The sequence below is a fragment of the Acinetobacter sp. WCHA55 genome (assembly GCF_002165305.2).
Classification (GTDB): Bacteria; Pseudomonadota; Gammaproteobacteria; order Pseudomonadales; family Moraxellaceae; genus Acinetobacter.
Window position 1 is genome coordinate 1,230,700 of the sequence record NZ_CP032286.1, and the last position, 19,560, is coordinate 1,250,259.

General features: G+C 41.4%; 18 protein-coding genes. 8 read left to right on the forward strand and 10 right to left on the reverse strand.

The features are described from left to right. Window positions 1-42 precede the first annotated feature (42 nt). Window positions 43-879 carry a pyruvate, water dikinase regulatory protein gene (locus tag CDG62_RS08735; protein WP_005400687.1) on the forward strand — a complete coding sequence of 279 codons (837 nt, stop codon included), beginning with the start codon at window positions 43-45 and terminating at the stop codon, window positions 877-879. Between the two features lie 78 nt (window positions 880-957). Beyond that, window positions 958-1,686 carry a hypothetical protein gene (locus CDG62_RS08740; RefSeq protein ID WP_087526441.1) on the forward strand — a complete coding sequence of 243 codons (729 nt, stop codon included), beginning with the start codon at window positions 958-960 and terminating at the stop codon, window positions 1,684-1,686. A gap of 34 nt (window positions 1,687-1,720) precedes the next feature. Here the strand turns inward: CDG62_RS08740 and CDG62_RS08745 are convergent, their stop codons facing one another. From CDG62_RS08745 to CDG62_RS08760, 4 genes are all read right to left on the reverse strand, one after another. After that, the gene (locus tag CDG62_RS08745) at window positions 1,721-2,284 is read right to left on the reverse strand and encodes a flavoprotein (protein WP_087526440.1); all 564 of its coding nucleotides are present in this window, start codon (window positions 2,282-2,284) and stop codon (window positions 1,721-1,723) included. Between the two features lie 233 nt (window positions 2,285-2,517). Continuing rightward, the gene (locus CDG62_RS08750; RefSeq protein ID WP_087526439.1) at window positions 2,518-3,519 is read right to left on the reverse strand and encodes an LLM class flavin-dependent oxidoreductase; all 1,002 of its coding nucleotides are present in this window, start codon (window positions 3,517-3,519) and stop codon (window positions 2,518-2,520) included. Window positions 3,520-3,809: 290 nt separating this feature from the next. After that, window positions 3,810-4,337, reverse strand: coding sequence for a hypothetical protein (locus CDG62_RS08755; RefSeq protein ID WP_010327030.1), 528 nt, complete (start codon window positions 4,335-4,337; stop codon window positions 3,810-3,812). Window positions 4,338-4,561: 224 nt separating this feature from the next. After that, entirely contained in the window at window positions 4,562-4,990 is a 429-nt protein-coding gene (locus CDG62_RS08760) for a glycine zipper domain-containing protein (RefSeq protein ID WP_087526438.1), read from the reverse strand. Window positions 4,991-5,450: 460 nt separating this feature from the next. On the opposite strand from CDG62_RS08760, the gene prfA reads away from it, so the two are divergent. Further along, window positions 5,451-6,539 carry a peptide chain release factor 1 gene (gene prfA / locus CDG62_RS08765; protein WP_087526437.1) on the forward strand — a complete coding sequence of 363 codons (1,089 nt, stop codon included), beginning with the start codon at window positions 5,451-5,453 and terminating at the stop codon, window positions 6,537-6,539. Continuing rightward, entirely contained in the window at window positions 6,539-7,357 is an 819-nt protein-coding gene (gene prmC, locus CDG62_RS08770) for a peptide chain release factor N(5)-glutamine methyltransferase (protein WP_087526436.1), read from the forward strand. Before prfA ends, prmC begins: the two co-directional genes overlap by 1 nt. Before the next feature lie 56 nt (window positions 7,358-7,413). Here the strand turns inward: prmC and CDG62_RS08775 are convergent, their stop codons facing one another. The 6 genes from CDG62_RS08775 to CDG62_RS08800 all read right to left on the reverse strand — a co-directional run bounded on the left by CDG62_RS08775 (window position 7,414) and on the right by CDG62_RS08800 (window position 13,959). Then, window positions 7,414-8,235 (reverse strand): ABC transporter permease, encoded by an 822-nt coding sequence (locus CDG62_RS08775; RefSeq protein WP_119496094.1) that lies wholly within the window; start codon window positions 8,233-8,235, stop codon window positions 7,414-7,416. Continuing rightward, on the reverse strand, window positions 8,235-9,194 hold the full coding sequence (locus tag CDG62_RS08780) for an aliphatic sulfonate ABC transporter substrate-binding protein (protein WP_119496095.1): 960 nt from the start codon (window positions 9,192-9,194) through the stop codon (window positions 8,235-8,237). The genes CDG62_RS08775 and CDG62_RS08780 overlap by 1 nt, the downstream gene beginning before the upstream one ends. A gap of 287 nt (window positions 9,195-9,481) precedes the next feature. Next, a complete protein-coding gene (locus CDG62_RS08785; RefSeq protein WP_029575052.1) occupies window positions 9,482-9,835 on the reverse strand; it encodes a hypothetical protein in 354 nt (117 codons plus the stop codon). A gap of 477 nt (window positions 9,836-10,312) precedes the next feature. Further along, window positions 10,313-11,272, reverse strand: a complete 960-nt coding sequence (locus CDG62_RS08790) for a hypothetical protein (RefSeq protein ID WP_087526435.1) — start codon at window positions 11,270-11,272, stop codon at window positions 10,313-10,315. 9 nt (window positions 11,273-11,281) lie between these two features. Further along, the gene (locus tag CDG62_RS08795) at window positions 11,282-12,631 is read right to left on the reverse strand and encodes a sphingomyelin phosphodiesterase (protein WP_087526434.1); all 1,350 of its coding nucleotides are present in this window, start codon (window positions 12,629-12,631) and stop codon (window positions 11,282-11,284) included. 302 nt (window positions 12,632-12,933) lie between these two features. Then, window positions 12,934-13,959, reverse strand: a complete 1,026-nt coding sequence (locus CDG62_RS08800; protein WP_087526583.1) for an AraC family transcriptional regulator — start codon at window positions 13,957-13,959, stop codon at window positions 12,934-12,936. Between the two features lie 143 nt (window positions 13,960-14,102). On the opposite strand from CDG62_RS08800, the gene CDG62_RS08805 reads away from it, so the two are divergent. The 4 genes from CDG62_RS08805 (at window position 14,103) to CDG62_RS08820 (ending at window position 19,545) form a co-directional block, all read left to right on the forward strand. After that, entirely contained in the window at window positions 14,103-14,873 is a 771-nt protein-coding gene (locus CDG62_RS08805; protein WP_087526433.1) for a 3-hydroxyacyl-CoA dehydrogenase, read from the forward strand. Window positions 14,874-15,174: 301 nt separating this feature from the next. Further along, on the forward strand, window positions 15,175-16,311 hold the full coding sequence (locus CDG62_RS08810) for an acyl-CoA dehydrogenase family protein (RefSeq protein WP_087526432.1): 1,137 nt from the start codon (window positions 15,175-15,177) through the stop codon (window positions 16,309-16,311). A gap of 259 nt (window positions 16,312-16,570) precedes the next feature. Then, complete coding sequence (locus CDG62_RS08815) at window positions 16,571-18,217, forward strand: AMP-binding protein (protein ID WP_087526431.1); 1,647 nt, start codon at window positions 16,571-16,573, stop codon at window positions 18,215-18,217. 557 nt (window positions 18,218-18,774) lie between these two features. Further along, window positions 18,775-19,545, forward strand: a complete 771-nt coding sequence (locus CDG62_RS08820) for a HesA/MoeB/ThiF family protein (RefSeq protein WP_087526430.1) — start codon at window positions 18,775-18,777, stop codon at window positions 19,543-19,545. The last annotated feature ends 15 nt before the right edge of the window (window positions 19,546-19,560 follow it).

Genomic DNA, 19,560 nt, shown 5'->3' on the forward strand with positions numbered 1-19,560 from the left:
AAGATTATATAGCACTAAGACAAATTTTTGAGGAGAATTTTAATGTCAGGAAGTAAACAATTTAAGCGGAGTGTTTTTTTTGTATCTGATGGTACTGCCATTACCGCTGAAACCCTTGGACACTCACTATTGGCGCAGTTTCCAAATGTTGACTTTGACATTCATATTATTCCTTATATTAGCTCTGAAGAAGCTGCTACAAATGTCGTTGCTGAGATCAATTTAAGGGCACAACAAGACGGACAAAAGCCACTGGTTTTTGACACTTTAGTCGACCCGTACGTGCGTGACATAATTAATACTGCAAATGCTATAAATCTTGATGTATTTGAAGGGCTTATTAGTAAATTATCTGAAGAGTTAGGAACGCCACCTACAACTTTAGTCGGACAGACCCATGCAGTGACCGATTCGGAGTCTTATAAAGCACGTATTGATGCGGTGCATTTTGCTTTAGATAACGATGACGGTGCACGTACACGCCACTATGACAAGGCTGACCTGATTCTGATTGGGGTGTCACGTTCGGGTAAAACGCCGACGTCAATTTATTTGTCATTACAGTTTGGGATTCGTGTTGCAAACTATCCTTTGACTGAAGAAGACTTGGATGACAACCGTTTACCTGCGGTACTTCGCGCGCATAAACAGAAGCTTTTTGGTTTGATGATTGATGCTGAACGCCTTGTTGCTATCCGCTCTGAACGTAAAGCCAATAGCCGTTATGCAAGTTTCAGCCAGTGTCAAATGGAACTTCGCGCAATTGAAGGAATTTATATTTCTGAAGGGATTAAATACTTAAATGTCTCTGAAATGTCGATTGAAGAAATTTCAACCCGTGTACTCCAAATGACGGGTTTAAAACGTCGCATTGGTTGATACTGTCATTACATTATAAAGCGTCATATTGATGATGCTTTATAATGTTGATCAATATAAAAATACAGATTAGATCAAATGAAAATAATATCAAAATGCCTATTGGCTGTATGTTGTTTTGCTCATTTTAATATGGCCTTATATGCGAAAAATATATCAATTCAGCAGGCTGAACAGGCCATTAATCAAAAATATGCAGCGCTAGATTTTTATGCGGTGAATCATCAGATCGAAAGTGATGTGGTTGATTTAATCCGTGAAAATGCAGAAAGTTATGCTTATTCTTTCCCCAAATTGACCGAAAATCTTAGACTAAAGATTAATGCCTCGCCGGACCAACTGCTTAAATTCTATACCTTTGATGTAGGCGGTGGCGGTACCATGGGTGAATTTTCATCCTATGTGCAGATGAAATCAAGCACGTCCACAAAACTTCAGCCTTTAGAAACAGGCTATATTTTAAAGATTGACCAAGTAAAATTGGGTGTACTGCCGATTTATCTGATTCAAAGTTATTACAAAGGCGATAGCTGTCACGGTCTCTATCAAATTCAAGCCTTTAAAATGCATGCTCAAGTTTTGACAGCCACACCAATTTTCCAGACCAAGAAAAAGCAGTTAAGTTCGATTGAAGTAGATTATGACTGTCATGATGACGAAGAGCGACGCGGTTCATATATTCGTGTTTCAAAAGACTTAAACAAGATTGATATCACTTTATTAGATCAAAACAGCCACCCGACTGGAAAGTACTTACGTTATCAGCGTTCAAATACAGGTTATCAGTATGTAGGTGTGACGAAATAAACAGTGGGCAAGTAGGGAAACTTACTCTACATTGTTAATGGTTATAGGTGGTAATGATCACATCGACTGGATATTCGGCGCCATCTAAACTTTGAATGTCATGTTCTCGAATTTTAACGATTGGCCAAGTGATGAGCTTACAGTTGTCGCGTTGTAGAGCATGATAGTAATGATCGGACTTGAAAAATTTAAGTTTATCGGCAGCGGAGTTGGGTTTAAGTTGGTGTCTAAGCCATGGGTCTTGAACTTGGGTTTCTAAAAAGCGTAAAGCCAGTAGACATTTGATGCGCGTGTTAAATAGACGTCGGTTCTTAATAACCAGTGGATGTTGAATTAAGCGCTGAATTCCGCGCTCTGTTTTCGGCAAGATAAATTGTGGCACATTTTGAAAAACATAGACCGATTGAGCAACCTGACAAACAGACTCGAGGGCAGTTACTGTATGTTGGTCCGTGCCAATAATCGCGATACGTTGCTCAGCAAAAGTATGTTGTTTAATTTCCGATGAGGGAATCAGCTGCCCTTTAAAATGCTGAAAATATTCGGGATGGTTTTGAAATAAACCAGATATGTTGTCTGTTGAATGTAAATTGACCATGCTCTATCCTTAATTGTTTTTTTATCGTCTTTCCTTAATTTGTTATTTTTAGTGTTTTTGCTCTAAAAAGGCAAAGTGATAAATTGTCTGAGCAGTCACGCTTACTTTAGTCTAGACATAGCAGCAGTTTTTGTAGGGACTTTAGATATCGGCTGAGATTTTAGTTATTCATTTATGCATGTCGCCTTATGGGTATGTATTAATACGCATAAGGCAGACAGATTGATATGTACTTAGCTATTTTTGATCTGCATGAGATGTTCAAAGTTTTCTAAACGTTTGTCCGTGTCATAAATGTCGCAGGTGAAAATGAATTCATCGACATCATATTCTAGAAGTAGCTGTTTCAAGCCTTCTTTCACCGTGCCATTGGAACCGATTTGTGCCATAGCATAAAAACTGTCTACCGACATTTTTTCCGCAGGTGACCATAGACCGTCCATACTGGTAATCGGTGCTTTTAACTTTAAACTTTGACCGCGCATGAGACCTAAAACCCGTTGGTAGGCGCTGGTCGCTAGATATTCAGCTTCAGCATCGGTTTCAGCAACAACCGTCGGGACACCCATAGATACATAAGGTTTTGATAAGTATTCAGAGGGTTCAAAGTTTTCGCGATAGAGCTGAATCGCTTGTTTCAGCATACGCGGTGCAAAGTGTGATGCAAAAGAGTAGGGAAGTCCGAGTTTTGCTGCCAGTTGTGCACTAAATAAGCTTGAACCGAGTAGCCATACAGGTACATGTGTCCCTTGTCCTGGCGTTGCAATGATGCGCTGATTTGGCTCAGCATCTTTAAAGTAATGCAGAATTTCTAAAACATCTTGTGGGAACTGATCTTCGGTTTCTTGACGGCCACGGCGAAGTGCACGCATGGTCACTTGGTCTGTGCCGGGCGCTCGACCTAAACCTAATTCGATCCGATTTGGATAGAGTGTCGCAAGCGTGCCGAATTGCTCCGCCACAATCAGTGGGGCATGGTTCGGGAGCATGATACCTCCTGAACCCACTTTTAAAGTTGAAGTATTCGCGAGTAAATAGCCGAGTAGCACCGCAGTTGCAGAGCTGGCAATACCATCCATATTATGATGTTCCGCAAGCCAAAGTCGGCTGTAACCTAAGCGCTCAGCTTGTTGGGCCAACTTTAAGCTATGCTGTAAGGTGAGTTGTACAGTTTGATCTTCGCGGACAGGAGCTAATTCTAAAATAGAAAATTGAGTCTCGGACAAAGTGCGCATTCTACTTCTCAGTTTTGCTTTATATATCGAAATAATGCGATATAAGTGCTGTTTTGTATATCGATTTTATTCGATATTCTGGTTGTTTTGTATAAGGTATTGATTTAAAAATGAAACTAAATATCTAATCAACATTGTTGAACCGCACTAGTCATACATGCATTTAAAGCAAAAAAAAAGTAGGTTGCTGTATTTAGCATAACAACTTGGTATCTTTTTTGAGTATAGTCGTCAGATAAATAAAAAGCACCCGAAGGTGCTCTTTTATTTGAAAATGTTTTAGGTGGTACTTAGCGTTTACCGTTTTTGTACCAACCCAAATGACGGCCATTGTCACCACGGTAGTTGCGACCATTATATTTATAATTGCTGTTACGATAGCCACGGCTGTCGTAACGACGATCATAACGGTCATCGTAACGGCGGTCATATTCATCATCATAACGACGGTCTTCAGAGACTTTTTTACCTAGAACTGCGCCACCCGCTGAACCTAGACCAGCACCAATATACCCACCATTGGTACCGCCCATGTTTTTACCTACGGTATAACCACCCGCACCACCGAGTGCTCCACCAATGATTGCACCATTACGGTCTCGTTTGTTGGCCGAAGCTGCTGCACCTGCACCACCACCAATGGCAGAACCAATCATCGCGCCTGTTTGTCCACCCATTTGATTACCTATCGCAGCACCGACAACACCACCTAATGCAGACGTTAGTGCAGTATTGGTTGTGTTCCCTGCATATGTTGTGGTCATCGTTAATGCAGAAGCTGCAATGACGGTACTCATTAAAATTGATTTAATTTTCATTTTTAAACTCCTAAGAGCATGTCTATTTTGTCTTGATTTCACTTTAGCGAAACAAGTGGGAAGAATAATGAAGAGAAACTTTGTCGAACCCGTTGCTTTGGTAAGTGCTGTGTAACGACTCTTCGTATTTTCTACCAGTTTGGCTGATGTGTTATTGCGTCTAAATCTGTGCCATAAAAAAGCACCCGAAGGTGCTTTCAATGACTTCTTTACGATGCGTTCAATTAACGGTGTTTACGGTGTTTCTTTTTCCATTTTTTACTTTGGTAAGAATCATATTGTTTGTCTTTTGAAATTTTGTTACCGAGAGCTGCCCCGCCTGCTGCACCGAGAGCAGATCCAACGTAGCCGCCATTGGTGCCGCCCATGCTTTTACCTACGGTATAGCCTGCACCACCACCAATAGCACCGCCAATAGCAGATTCAGTACGGTTGCGTTTGTTGCTCGCTACGGCTGCACCACCTGCACCACCAAGTGCTGCGCCGATAGTTGCACCAGTTGTACCACCCATATTTTTACCAATCGCTGTCCCTGCAACACTACCTAAAGCACTTGCTGCTGCAACGCGAGTTGTGCTATCTGCATAAGCAGTCGCAGTAAACATAGATGCTGTTGCTAATGTTGCTGACATTAAGAGTGTATTAAGTTTCATGTGTTTCTCCATGTCCAACATTGGTTGAACTGTCTTACATTTTTTGATGCGGCTAATGTAACAAAAAGATTCCAGTTAATTGTGGAGAGTTAAAACCAAATTGAAACCCATTGGTTTATTGTTTGTATCAGTTTTATTACAAATGTGAATAAGCAGAATGAAATTTATCCAAAATCGTGCAAATGTGGATAAACCTAGGAGTGATGCAGTTCACACTCTGAATTTTGAGCTGAAACGCTCTATTTAAAAGATGTACATGGAATAGCGGTTCTACATTTTTTAAGCGTTAGTAAGGGCATGAATATGCTTTAAAAGTGTATCAATCTACTGAGGCGTATAAAGTAAACTTCGCTCAGGATTGAATAATGATGTTCTTTGCGTGATAGAGCCGTTAAACTAAGCGCAAATTTTTTGGTGCTGTGAAACTGTATTGCAGCCTTTATATTGAGATATTTTCCTAATGAAAGAATCGTTACGTTTACGATTAGATCAACTTTCTGACCGTCACGAAGAATTAACAGCATTACTTGCAGATGTAGAAGTCATTTCGGATAACAAACGCTTTCGTCAGTTGTCACGTGAACATAGTGATTTAAGTGAAATCACAGAAGTTTGGACCAAGTACAAACAAGCTGAAGCAGATATTGAAACGGCTGAAGCGATGCTGTCAGATCCTGACTTTAAGGAAATGGCAGTTGAAGAAATTAAAGAAAATAAAGCCATTATTGAGTCTTTAGAAGGTGATTTAAATATCTTAATGATTCCGAAAGATCCAAATGATGCGAACTCTGCATATTTGGAAATTCGAGCGGGAACAGGCGGTGATGAAGCTGCTATTTTCTCGGGTGACTTATACCGCATGTATAGTAAATACGCTGAATCACAAGGCTGGCGTATTGAAGTATTGTCTGAAAATGAAGGCGAACACGGTGGTTATAAAGAAATCATTTGTTTGGTGAATGGTGAAGGTGTTTACGGCCGTTTGAAGTTTGAAAGTGGTGCGCACCGTGTACAACGTGTGCCTGCAACAGAGTCCCAAGGTCGTGTGCATACTTCGGCGTGTACCGTTGCGATCTTGCCTGAAATTGATGTCGATACAACAGTTGAAATTAATGCGTCAGACTTACGCATTGATACCTACCGTGCCTCAGGTGCGGGTGGTCAGCACATCAACAAAACCGATTCAGCTGTGCGTATTACCCACATTCCAACAGGAACGGTGGTGGAATGTCAGGAAGAGCGTTCGCAGCATAAAAACAAAGCCAAAGCGATGGCGTTACTTGCTTCACGGTTGGAAAATGCAAAACGTGCAGCGGCTGATGCAGCAACTTCTGAAATGCGTCGTGATTTGGTCGGCTCGGGTGATCGTTCAGAACGTATTCGTACCTATAACTATCCGCAAGGTCGTATGACCGATCACCGTATTAACTTAACTTTATACAAGTTAGATGCAGTTATGGAAGGTGATTTAACGGAACTATTAGATAGTTTGCATCGTGAATATCAAGCAGATCAGCTTGCGATGCTTGCACAGCAGAATGGTGGATAATGAATATTGCCCAAGCTTTGGCTTTACGTGGTGAAGCCGAGAGTTACGAACGTCAAGAGAACGCATGGTTGTTAGAACACATTACCAAAATTGATTCTTTTGATTTGGTTATGAAAAAAGATCAAGTGTTGACCGATGAGCAAGAGCAAGCCTATGTTGCTGCTTTGGCACGCATTGATGCGGGGGAACCTTTGGCTTATGTGACAGGTTCACAACCATTTTGGACGCTAGATCTGATTGTCACTCCTGACACCTTAGTACCACGTCCAGATACTGAGGTACTGGTTGAGACTGTATTACGTTTAGACTTACCTGAAGATGCGCGCATCGTCGACTTAGGTACAGGGACGGGTGCGGTTGCGCTGTCATTGGCCAGTGAACGGGACACGTGGGACATCACGGCGACCGATATTTATGAGCCGACTTTAGCTGTTGCTCAGCAAAATGCAGAAAAGCATGACTTAAATGATGTAACTTTTGTGTGTGGCAGTTGGTTTGCACCGCTGAATCGAAAGTTTTTTGATGTGATTGTATCGAATCCACCGTACATCGATGCTGATGATGCACACATGCAAGACTTAGCAACTGAGCCTGAACGAGCACTCGTTGCTGCGGATCATGGTTTGGCTGATTTGAAAGTTATTATCCTACAAGGCAAAAAGCATTTAACCCTCGATGGTTGGGTAGTGCTGGAGCATGGTTATGATCAAGCTGATGCTGTACAGAAAATCTTTAAAGAAGCGGGCTATAAACAAGTCCGTACGGTAAAAGATTATGGTGGTAATGACCGCGTCACTTTAGGACAGTGGACACAGTAAGTTCATTGTTTCCTCTAAGATAAAAGCGCATCCGGTGCGCTTTTATCTTTTGTATCTTATGCTCCAAATACGTCGCGCCAACGCAGTAGCCAAGTCTCGATGGCTTTCATGATGCTATCGCTGAATTTTCCAAGCACGGCTAAAAGAATAATCGCTAAGATCACAATGTCGGGACGCGAAGTTTCTCGGCCATCACTCAATAAATAGCCTATGCCTTGCGTCGCTGCAATGAGTTCTGCGGCAATCATAAACATCCATGCCAAACTTAAACTGTTGCGTAGTCCTGTTAAAATTCCCGGAGACGCCGCAGGCAAAATAATCTGTTGTACCTGCTGCCAGTATTTTAACCGATAGACTTGAGCGACTTCGATGAGTTTTCGGTCAACGCCTTTAATCGCTGCGACCGTGTTGGTATAGGTCGGAAAAAATGCGCCAATCGCAATCAGGGTGATTTTTGATGCTTCATCTATTCCCAACCACAGTAAAAGTAGCGGAATCCACGCTAAGCTTGGGATGGATTTGATCGCTGAAAAACTAGGTTCTAAAAAAGCTTCCACCTGTTTGTTGAGTCCCACCAAGATCGCAAATATTAAAGCTAGAGCACTCCCAATAAAAAAGCCTAAAAACACCCGCCATGTACTGGTCCAGACATGCATCCATAAATCTGCCTGCCATAGATCTAGAAAGGTTTGCCATAAACTACTGGGTGCAGGCAATAAATAAGGTTCAATAAAACCTGCACGGACCAGATATTCACAAGCAATCAGTAAGAGCACTGGAAAGGTGATCGCTTTGAGAACACGCTTCAATTTCAACTGAAATGAGGAACTCTTTTTCACTTCAATAGGGGTGAAAGAGTTCGCGACTGACTTGGTCATTATTTGCTTACAACCTTTTGTGCATATTGTGGTTTAAACAACTGAGTCACGACTTGATTAACATTGGTGCCTTTACGGACTAAGTCTTCTTCATTCAAAATACTGCCAGACTTTTGTAATGCGGCAATCTGTTTGGCTGACGGAATGTTTTGATCAAAGTTGGTACGGCTTAATTGTAATTTTGCGACATTCAACGGAAGTTTGGACTCGCGTGCCAATAATTCCGCCAGTTTCTCTGGATTAGCTTTGGCCCACTTACGTGCTTGTTCATAGGCTTTAATCACCGCTTCAATGGCTTCGGGGCTTTGCTGAGTAAAAGACTCTTTGACACTGAGCACGCTATAACTATTAAACCCAATATTTCGATACAGCAGTTTTGCACCAGATTGCACTTGTGCCGAAGCCATCAAGGGATCTAAGCCTGCCCAAGCATCGACTTGACCACGTTCTAAAGCCGTTTTGCCATCTGGATGTTGTAAATGAACCAGTTGCACGTCGCGTTTATTTAGACCCACTGTATCCAGCGCTTGTAAGGTAAACAGAAATGGATCTGTGCCTTTAGTTGCTGCAATTTTCTTTCCTTTTAAGTCTTTTAAACTTTTAATCTGGGAGTTTTTAGCAACCACCAAAGCGGTCCATTCAGGTTGGCTTTGGATATAAACGGTATTGATTGGACTGCCGTTGGCGCGACTGAGTACGGCTGCAAGTCCTGCGGTTGACGCAAAATCGACACTGCCACTGTTTAAATATTCCAGCGAGCGGTTACTGCCTTGGCTAAACACCCATTTAATTTCAGTTTTAGGTAAGGCTTTTTCTAACAATTTCTGCTCTTTCACCACAAGACTGGTTGGTGCGTAGTAGGCATAGTCGAGTTTAAGTGTGCTTGGAATAGCTGCATTGGCATAAGAGCCGATCAGACCTAAAATCAGTGAAGTGCTCAGGAGTTTAAAGTTTTTCATGTTGCATCATTTAAATAAGTTCATTTGTGGGTTCTTTTAACCTGATGGATGCGAAAAATAAAAAAATAAAAATGGATAACAAAATATCAAATTGAAATAAGTAGGTGGTATTAATTTAAGTGATTGAATTTTAATAATTTGATCGAGCTATGTGCAGTTTTTGGAGTATAGAATAACTTTAAAAAAGCATAGAATAATTTCTTCTTATATGAAGATTGCATAACTAAATCATTCATTTTGAATGTAAAAAAGCGACTGTAATAGTCGCTTTTTTAAGGATTGCAAGCTTACATAGGATAGTCTTGTAAGCTGTCAAACACTTCAACTTGCTCTAAAGCATCAGTTTCAAGTGCAAGACAAAGCGTCACAATTTTCTTTAGATCAGCTAAATATTGTTCATCTTTAAACGATGCGCCTAACTGCAGGGCTTGAATACGGTCAGCGCTAATATCCAACGCTTGAGCAGCTTCAATCGCATTAACTTCATTAAAAAATGCAGTAACAGCATGATTTAATTCAAGGTCCGATGCATTGAGAATACCTTGATCCAGTTGCTCTTCAAATTGTGGGGTAGGAGACTGCAAAGCTTGAGTAAAGTTTTGCACTAGACGTTGATCGAGAACATCAATCATTTTAAGCATGTCATAACCTTTAAAAGAAATAAGGTGATTAAACAGGGGGAGTACAGCCGGAAAATAAGCATTAACGAATGCTTTAAAATTGGTTGAAAAATAATCCAATTTGGAACTTTTTGCAAATAGATTCCGATAAATGAAAGATGGATTTGTTAAGTGAATGAAAAGCTTAACTTTATTAAATTGAGTGCCTGTGTGCATTTCACACCACTGTTCAATGGGCTCGGATAGATCAAAAAGAAGCATTCAATGTGGAATATTGTGGGATTTTAATTAAAAATTTATTTTGGTTAATTTTAAATTATTGAAATATAGTTGTTATTTTGTCAGTGCTGATGCAAAGTTCTTCATTTTAAGATTACTAATGCGAACTCAAAACATTGTGGAACCGCAATTTATAAAGACAAGCTAAAGCAACATAAGGTGTATCATCTTACTTTAGTTGTCTGTGTTTGATGTGGAGAATGATGAATGTTTAAGCCACTAGTTAAAGTGCTTTTGCCTCAGTTGTTCTAGACGGAGTTGATATTGCTGCTGCCATGCACTTTCAGTTAAATTTTGTTTTTGCTGATTCATTTCTTGGTTTAGAGTAGCAAGCTCAGATTGATAACTGGCGATCTGTTGTTGCTGACGAGCGACTTGTTGTTCGCGTTCAGCCAATTGCACTGCTTCTTTGCCTGAAAAGTAGCTGTTACGAATTTGTTGGGTAATTTCTTGCTGTTGTATTGGGTCGGTGACGCCAATTAAAGCCAATTTAAGGGCTTTATCATAAAGACCACTTTGACCATCAATGTTTTTGCTTGGGTTTTTATATTGTTGCTGTAATTGCGAGAGTTCACTCAGACGTTGTTGTAGCGTCATTTGCGGTGCTCGGGTTAAGAGCTCACCATAAGCGAACTGATAGCTGGCAAATTCTTTTTCTTCAGCAAAGCCCAGTAGTGTTTCTTGCTTACCTAAAGTTTGTTCACGTAAGTTCCAAATCTCCCGATAACGCTGTTGTGGAGTCATTTGTGTGGACATGGTTTTAGCTTGCATTTCTTTTTCGTAAAGTGGTAGACGTTCTATCAATTGTTTTAAAGTCTTGGCAAACTGCTGATCTGGATATTCGTCCAATACCTGTTTTAATAATGCCTGACAGTTGGTATCGGGGCAGCTTTGTTGTAACTGGTTTAATAATTGTGTGATATTGCCTGGTTTTTTTTGAAAGTGTTGAATCATTTTTTGGATGGATTCTTGTTGCTGTTGTTGCTGCATTTTTGACTCGTTATTGTTTGCAGTGGCAAGCTTCTCTTGCAAACTGCTGGATTGAGCAGTCTCTGTAAGAGACGGTGAGGATGCCTGAGTTTGATCCGATGTGGCATATGATGACCCAAGGCCCAACCATATCACCACACCGATCACCAACACACTCAGCACCAAAGCGATAAGCCCAAAGCGCTTCATTATTCTTCCTTATGGGTTGTATTGGAATTGACCCATGACAGGGAAGTGGTCAGATAAGTCCCAAGTCATAAACAAGGGATCGGCAGCCGAGCGAAGAATGCGGACATCATTACGTGCTTGGATAGGCTGGCGGTGGTTATTGGATGACACCACATAGTCTAAATACTCTACAGTAGAGCCACCCGTGAGTCCTGCACCCGCGAGTTTATTCACTCGTGGATCGAAGGTTGATTCGGTATATCCTGTGCTGACTGGTACTGTACCATTCAAGTTAATTTGCATTTGTGCATAATCTTGCGGCCACAGGAGTTTGTTGACATTAAAGTCACCGCCCATAAGTACGGCATCAAATGACGGGATATTTTGCTTATCGACCAAAGCGCGGATTTGCTTAAATTGTTGCTGGCGCATATCACGTGCCGCGTCGGTATCAAACGATGCGGTATGTGTGGAGGTCACATGGTAGGCTTTGCCATTCTTGAGAATTTCAGCATAAATCACGCCTTTATCGGCAAAACAGTCAATCCCTGTACAGCTCGGGTAAATAAAATGGTCCGTTTTTACAATAGGATGGCGACTGGCAACCAATATGCCGCTGTCATAAATGTTGTAGCCTGAACCGACCGGAATATAGGTTTGGTACGGATATTCCTGAGCTAATTTGGCCAACATGGCGGTACGACCAGAAGCGAAGGTTTCTTGGAATAAGATTGCGTCGTAGCCTTTTAGGTTTTGCGGCAGTTGCTCTAAACGTGAATCAATTTTACTTGCCACTAAAGGAAGGGCATAAATATTGTAGGTTAAAACTTTAAATTCATCGGCACTGCTGGCAACGGGTTCTGGTACGGTATTTTGATGGATAGTGTAGTGGAAGTCGTCATAACCACCAGTGTACTCAGCTTTAAAAGCAGTCTGCGCGGCTTTTCCTGCATAATTGGTGTTAAAGCGCTGAATGATGCGGTCGTTGAACCATGGTGCAGAGAAATCACTGCCAGATGCAGAGTGTTTAATATCACTGCCAGACCAAGTGCCAGTCATAGATTGTTTCAGGGTGATGCTTGAACCACCGCCTGTAATGACTGTATCAAAATTATAGGTTTGACCTGACTTTACCCCAGTATAACGGTTAAAACGCAGTACACGTTTGGTTTCATAAGGTGCAATTTGGGTGGCTTCTTGAGCCCATTGACTCCCTTGAGTTAAGGTGCGTGTACCATGATGATTAATATTGACGGATACCGTTTCAGGGGTGGTATTCGTCACATAAATGTATGAGTCTGCTATCACTTGCTGCGTACTCAGCAGTAACGATAACCATCCGATATTTTTCATTAAGTTTTTATTTAATTGGGTGCTCATGTGTTCCCTCCATGATGTTTTTATTCAATATTGTGTAAAACAATATGACGAGATCACTATGGCAGTTAATTTTTTGAAGTCAGTGACAAAGTGCGACAGCCCCCTGATTTTCCGATGAATGAGCATTAAAAAATCAATTTAAGGTATAAGCTCTGTTGACATTTCATTTGGAAAAAACAAAACCCAAATCAGAATAATAGAATGTTAAGGTTTTACTTGAACGAGAGAATTTTATTAGCTGGTGATTTGTGCTGTAGAAAGAGCAACAGCATCTTATTGCTGCCTATATCAAGCGACCTGTGTTAAGCGTCTTTATTTTGACGATAAGCGCCGGGGCTAACCCCAGTCCACTTTTTAAAAGCACGGTGGAACGCACTCGGATCATGAAAATTGAGTTCAGTGCTAATGTCTTGTAATGATACTTGGCTGTTACTGAGCAGCTCAATCGCCATATCTCGGCGTATATCATTTTTGAGTTGCTGATAACTGAAACCTTCGCTTTTAAGTCGCCGCTGAATAGTCGCCTCAGACATATTGAAATGATGGGCAATTTCAGACAGTTCAAGCCATTGTAGAGGTGGCTCTTGCATTAAGTAGCGACGAATCTGGGCACTGGTTGAATGTGGGTTTTTATAACGGGTCAGTAAAATATGTGGAGTTTGCTGAATAAATTGATACCACGATTTACTGTCCTGTTTTATGGGTATTTTTAAGTAATTTGCATCGAACTGAATATAGTTTTCCGCCATTTGATACTGGATATTCTCACAAAAACGAACTTTGTAATCGATGTCATCTATTGGCACATCACATTTGAGTTGAATTTGATTCAAAATCACCCGTTGACCCACCAACCAACACATAAGCGCATGAATCAGCATGATGTAAGTCGCGTAACTAAACATGCGTTTGGGCTGTTGTCGTTCATATATCACAATATAGGCATAATGCTCTTGCACCATGAGCTGACTGCTAAAGTCGTCTAGCACCAGATTCATAAACTGCAAAATATGCTGAATGGCTTGGTCGAGCTGGGTAGTGTGTAACAGTGATTTAGATAAAAACTGAAAACTGCCACGGCGCATAGCATGGCGATCCATTCCGAAAAACTCATCATTCATGACATTGGCCAGTTCAGTCCAGAGCTGTGCATATTGATTGACTGAGACCCTTGCTTTTGAAGCACCTAAGAGTTCGCTATTGATACCTGCATTTTTCAAAATATCTGCAATCGCATATCCCTGCTTTTCAGCTTCAAACAATGCTTCGTGTACCAAAGCAATTGAAATGGAATCTTTCTGGGCGTTTGCATGTTCCGATGCAGTCATAGTGGCTTCCATATTTTTATTGTACATTTTGAGCATTGTCCAAAACCATCATGGAAGATGCAATATTTGGAAATTGTACTTAAAGGGTTCTGTGTTTACATTTCTTCTTAAGTCGTAGCATTCAATCATACAAGGAAAAATAAATGAAGATTCAAGGGAAGGTTTTTGTCGTCACGGGTGGTGCATCGGGTTTAGGAGCAGCAACAGCACGTCTTTTGATTGAGCAAGGTGCGAAAGTCATTTTGGTGGATATGAACCAAACTTTGGGTGAAGAGCTACAGCGTGAGTTGGGTGAAAATGCTCAGTTTAAAAGCCTTGATGTTACGGATGAGCACGCCGTGCAAAGTTTCTTCCAAGAAGTCGAGGCGGAATATGCACAATTGAATGGTTTGGTGAACTGTGCGGGTGTAGCGCCTTCAGCCAAAGTGTTGGGTCGTGACGGTATTCATGAGCTGGCACTGTTCCAAAAAGTATTAAACATCAATGTCTCAGGTACTTTTAATATGCTGCGTTTTGCTGCGCAGTTAATCGCGAAATATGAACTTCAAGCAGGTGAAGAAGAACGTGGCGTGATTGTGAATACAGCTTCAGTTGCAGCCTATGACGGACAAATTGGTCAGACTGCTTATGCAGCATCGAAAGGTGCTGTTGTCTCAATGACTTTACCGTTGGCACGCGAGCTAGCTCGTGAAAAAATTCGAGTGATGACCATTGCTCCAGGCATTATGGAAACGCCAATGTTGAAGGCGATGCCACAAAATGTACAAGATGCGTTGGGTGAAATGGTGCCATTTCCGAAGCGTTTGGCAAAACCGCAAGAGTTTGCTCAGCTTGTAGGTCATATTTTTGAAAATAGTTATTTGAATGGTGAAGTGATTCGTTTAGATGGCGCGATTCGTATGCAGCCTAAATAATTTCTTAGGGTATACCCATTGCGGAGTCTTAGCTTAAATAAATTCTTTTGTACTAGCTTATTCAGTTACTTTTGTTTTGGCAAAAGTAACCAAAACCATTGTCATTTGCAAAACTCGTTGAAGTACATCTTCTGATCAATAACTCGCAAAAACAAGACGTAGAAATGTAGTCGTGTCTCGGACAGTTGCAAATGACTTTTTCGCGTATCGAATTCTAAGAATGGACGCTAAAAATAGATATTCAGGGCTGAGTTTAACTTTAAAAATTAAATCAAGGCTCTGACAGAGAAAGGGACATCTAATGCTTTTAAATGAAGAACAAAAAATGGTTCAGGATATGTTGCGTAGTTATTCGCAAGAAAAACTGAAGCCAACCGCAGCTGCACGTGACAAAACCGCACAGTTTCCTGCGCAAGAACTCAAAGAGCTGGGTGAGTTAGGTGCTTTGGGTATGACTGTTTCACCTGAGTGGGGTGGTGCAGGCTTAGATTATATTTCACTGGTGGTGGCACTTGAGGAAATTGCAGCAGGTGATGGTGCTATTTCGACTATTGTCAGTGTGCAAAACTCACTACCGTGTGGCATTACCCAGCGTTATGGCACTGATGCGCAAAAGCAAAAATATTTAAGCAAGCTTGCCACGGGTGAGTGGTTGGGATGTTTTTGTCTCACTGAACCACAAGCAGGCTCAGATGCAGGTGCGTTGGAGTGTAAAGCCGTTCGTGAGGGCGATGAATGGGTGCTGAATGGAACCAAGCAATTCATTACCACAGGAAAGCATGCTCAAGTTGCTTTAATTTTTGCAGTTACAGACAAAGCTGCGGGTAAGAAAGGTATTTCTTGCTTTTTAGTCCCAACCGATACCGAAGGTTATATCGTCTCTCGTATAGAGGAAAAGATGGGGCAGCACTGTTCGGATACGGCAACCATCGTTTTGGAGAACTGCCGCATTCCGGCTGATCATTTGCTAGGTGCGGAAGGTGAGGGCTATAAAATTGCCCTCTCAAATTTGGAGTCAGGACGTATTGGTATTGCAGCGCAATCAGTCGGTATGGCGCGCGCCGCTTTAGATGCTGCGGTTGAATATGCAAATGACCGCAAAGCCTTCGGTGTTGAAATTGTACAACATCAGGCCGTTGCTTTTCGTTTAGCCGATATGGCAACGCAAATTGAAGCGGCACGCCAGTTAATTTTCCATGCAGCAGCTTTGAAGGATGCAGGATTACCATGTTTAAAAGAAGCGTCTATGGCCAAACTGTTTGCCTCAACCATGGCGGAGCGTGTTTGTTCTGATGCTATTCAAATTCACGGTGGTTATGGCTATGTCTCAGATTTTCCAGTTGAGCGAATTTATCGGGATGTTCGTGTGAGCCAGATTTATGAAGGAGCATCTGATATTCAACGTCTTGTCATTGCACGTGAAGTCACCAAGGTTTAAGTCGACTCAGTTTTAGAACTTGGTCGATGTTCAAAGCCTGCATTTTCATTGAGGGATTTGGAAATTGTAGGTGCATTTAAAACATGGTTATCTAGCTGTAGCCGTTAGTTACAGGTATTAAGTCGAGCAGCTGAACTACTTTAGGTTTTCAAATAATACAGGACTGACAATGACGTCAGTTCAACGCTTAAAACGATAAAGAATATGGACGGCCAAAGTGGATTTGGCCTTAAAAAATGGATAATACGAGGTTGTCGTGATGAAGACATTAGAACAAGCCCACCAAGAATTTAACTATGAGCAACTGATTCAGGAACAATTGGTCGGCCAACCCAATGCAATAAATGCCTATATTGAGTGCTGTCAGCGCTATGTCGGGCAGCAAAAAACAGCACTCATTTGGGAAGGAAAAAATGGTGAGTCTGAGCAATGGAGTTTTGAACAGCTCGATGTGGCCTCAGCACAGTTGGCAAATTATTTTAAACATATTGGGATTCAAGTGGGTGACTGTATTGCAGGGCTGTTACCGCGTACGCCTGAGCTATTGATTACGATTTTAGCAACATGGCGGATCGGTGCGATTTACCAGCCTTTGTTTACTGCTTTTGAGTCGAAGGCAATTGAGCATCGAGTTTTAACTGCGAACACCAAATTGATTGTGACTAATGCAGAGCAACATCCAAAGCTAAATCACATTGAAGTCAAACATATCCTTACAGTGAATGCAGGAATAAACTTAGCCAGCAATGAAGCTGATTTTTGGCAGGAAGCAAAACAACAGTCTGATCAATGTGAGGCTGTTTTACGTAACTTTGATGATGATTTTCTAATGATGTTTACCTCAGGCACCACAGGTTTGGCCAAGTCAGTGCCTGTCCCATTAAAAGCAGTTTTGGCTTTTAAAGGTTATATGCAACATGCGGTAGATTTAAGAGAAGACGATTCATTCTGGAATTTAGCCGATCCGGGCTGGGCTTATGGGTTGTACTATGGAATCACAGGGCCGCTCAGCTTGGGGCATAGCATCATTATGGATGAGCGTGCATTTAGCGTGGATCATGCGGTTGAAGTTATTAAAAAGTTTCGTGTCAGTAACTTAACGGGTTCGCCTACAGCTTTTCGGATGTTCTTCGGTTTCAAAGAAAAGTTTGATCCATCCATTAAAACTCACTTACGCGCCGTGAGTAGTGCAGGTGAGCCTTTAACCCCAGAAGTGATTCATTGGTTCAATAATGATCTGAACGTCAACATTTATGACCAGTATGGACAAACTGAGTTGGGCATGGTGATTGCAAACCATCATGCACTGGGGCATGAGAAAAAAGTCGGCTCGGCAGGCTTTGCCAATCCAGGACATCGTTTTGCTGTACTGGATGCGAACCACCAAGAAGTGAAGCGCGGAGAGATTGGAACGTTGGCGATAGACTTTAGCCAGTCACCACTGACATGGTTTAAGGGTTATGGTGGCAATAATCGAAAGTCCTTTGTAGGACAGTATTATTTAACAGGTGATACAGTCAAGCTCAATGAAATTGGCGGTATCGATTTTGTAGGACGTGCTGACGATGTCATTACAACGTCAGGCTATCGAGTTGGTCCTTTTGATGTCGAAAGTACCTTACTTGAGTGTGCGGAAGTACTAGAGTCAGCTGTGATTGGTAAGCCTGATCCAGAACGTACAGAAGTGGTGAAAGCTTTTGTGGTGTTGAAACCACAGTACCAAGCCTCTAAAGCGTTGGATAGCAAACTCCAAGCCTATGTGCGCTCACGTTTATCTAAACATGCGTATCCGAAAGAAATTGAGTTTGTTGAAAGCTTGCCGAAGACGTCTAGTGGCAAAATTCAACGTAATTTACTGAAACAGCAAGAAGTGGCAAAAATGCAAACCTTACAAGCCGCAATTTAATTTAAAAATAAAAGGGTCTTAGTGGTAAGTCGAATTCGCAGTAATTGTTGATCTAACCGATTGAAAAAAATTATCTTGGCGGAGTCTTATCGAATTTTCATCCAATTTCGTCATTAGCCTGCGGCTCGCCCTACTTTTGTTTCGACAAAAGTAGGCAAAACGATTGTCACCTGCAAAACCTGTTCTTTTCTTGGATTTATTAAAAGATATCGAAGAAACCTTATCTTGCTTAGACCATGCAGGTTGCAGATGACATTTTCGCGTATCATATTTTTTGTTGAACTCTAATTAGAATTAAAGCCAGCTAGTTCTAAATGGGCTGGCTTTTCTTTGATCCATTTATAGTGACCTGTGGAAGCACTGCTCTAAAAATAGTTAGATGTATAAATAGCCTAAGTAAATTTAACTAGGCAACTACTATGATTCAATATCTGTAACTTAAAAATGAAAAGATGAGCCATTTAAAGTACATAGTATTTATTGAATTTGTGCATAGCTAACCTTGGTTTCATGGTTATAATTCGCCATCAACATTTTCTTTAGCGAAAGGCTGAATCATGGACGAGTTAGATGAAAGTCTAGAACTCAGTAATGCTGAAATGCATCTCTATAGCCGCCAAATTTTATTGGACGGATGGGATATAGAGGCACAAGAAAAACTTAAGTTGGCCAATGTACTCATCGTGGGTTGTGGAGGCATCGGTTGTTTGACTGCGGAGTTACTGGCACGTGCTGGCGTAGGGCAAATTACTCTGATTGATGCAGATACGATCGAAATAAGCAATCTGCAAAGACAGATTGCTTATGTAAAGAACAATGTCGGTTTCTATAAAGCAGAGGTTTTGGCCGAGCGTTTAAAGCAGATCAATCCCTATATCCAAGTCCATGCGCATACTGTAAAGCTTGATACATCTAATGCAGCTCGCTTAATTGTTGGTCAAGACCTAGTTCTTGATGGTTGTGATAATTTTACGACACGGTATTTGGTCAATCAGCAGTGTAAAGCAGCCAATATTCCACTCATCAGTGCATCGGCTATTGGTTTTCAAGGTCAACTCTTTATGGTGGAAGGCGAGTCTGCTTGTTATGAATGTCTGTTCCCGAAAGAAGAGCATGCGAATGAAAGCCTACGCTGTGCAGATTCGGGCGTTTTAGCTACTACGCCAAACGTAATGGCTAGTCTTCAAGCGCATCATGCACTTTTATACTTGGGTTTAAATGTCTCCGCACTCAAACAACGCCTGTTGCTTTGGGATGGCTTAAGTATGAAACAACGTTTGCTTGCTTTCGAAAAAGATACAGATTGTCCCGTTTGTCAGGCAAGATAAGCCTGCAATTTTTTC

Coding starts and splice junctions, on each gene's coding strand:
- CDG62_RS08795 (WP_087526434.1), bottom strand. CDS start 12,631: ATGAGCACCCAATTAAATAAAAACTTAATGAAAAATATCGGATGGTTA.
- CDG62_RS08815 (WP_087526431.1), top strand. CDS start 16,571: ATGAAGACATTAGAACAAGCCCACCAAGAATTTAACTATGAGCAACTG.
- CDG62_RS08735 (WP_005400687.1), top strand. CDS start 43: ATGTCAGGAAGTAAACAATTTAAGCGGAGTGTTTTTTTTGTATCTGAT.
- CDG62_RS08785 (WP_029575052.1), bottom strand. CDS start 9,835: ATGCTTAAAATGATTGATGTTCTCGATCAACGTCTAGTGCAAAACTTT.
- CDG62_RS08755 (WP_010327030.1), bottom strand. CDS start 4,337: ATGAAAATTAAATCAATTTTAATGAGTACCGTCATTGCAGCTTCTGCA.
- prmC (WP_087526436.1), top strand. CDS start 6,539: ATGAATATTGCCCAAGCTTTGGCTTTACGTGGTGAAGCCGAGAGTTAC.
- CDG62_RS08790 (WP_087526435.1), bottom strand. CDS start 11,272: ATGAAGCGCTTTGGGCTTATCGCTTTGGTGCTGAGTGTGTTGGTGATC.
- CDG62_RS08745 (WP_087526440.1), bottom strand. CDS start 2,284: ATGGTCAATTTACATTCAACAGACAACATATCTGGTTTATTTCAAAAC.
- CDG62_RS08760 (WP_087526438.1), bottom strand. CDS start 4,990: ATGAAACTTAATACACTCTTAATGTCAGCAACATTAGCAACAGCATCT.
- CDG62_RS08810 (WP_087526432.1), top strand. CDS start 15,175: ATGCTTTTAAATGAAGAACAAAAAATGGTTCAGGATATGTTGCGTAGT.
- CDG62_RS08805 (WP_087526433.1), top strand. CDS start 14,103: ATGAAGATTCAAGGGAAGGTTTTTGTCGTCACGGGTGGTGCATCGGGT.
- CDG62_RS08740 (WP_087526441.1), top strand. CDS start 958: ATGAAAATAATATCAAAATGCCTATTGGCTGTATGTTGTTTTGCTCAT.
- prfA (WP_087526437.1), top strand. CDS start 5,451: ATGAAAGAATCGTTACGTTTACGATTAGATCAACTTTCTGACCGTCAC.
- CDG62_RS08780 (WP_119496095.1), bottom strand. CDS start 9,194: ATGAAAAACTTTAAACTCCTGAGCACTTCACTGATTTTAGGTCTGATC.
- CDG62_RS08775 (WP_119496094.1), bottom strand. CDS start 8,235: ATGACCAAGTCAGTCGCGAACTCTTTCACCCCTATTGAAGTGAAAAAG.
- CDG62_RS08750 (WP_087526439.1), bottom strand. CDS start 3,519: ATGCGCACTTTGTCCGAGACTCAATTTTCTATTTTAGAATTAGCTCCT.
- CDG62_RS08820 (WP_087526430.1), top strand. CDS start 18,775: ATGGACGAGTTAGATGAAAGTCTAGAACTCAGTAATGCTGAAATGCAT.
- CDG62_RS08800 (WP_087526583.1), bottom strand. CDS start 13,959: ATGACTGCATCGGAACATGCAAACGCCCAGAAAGATTCCATTTCAATT.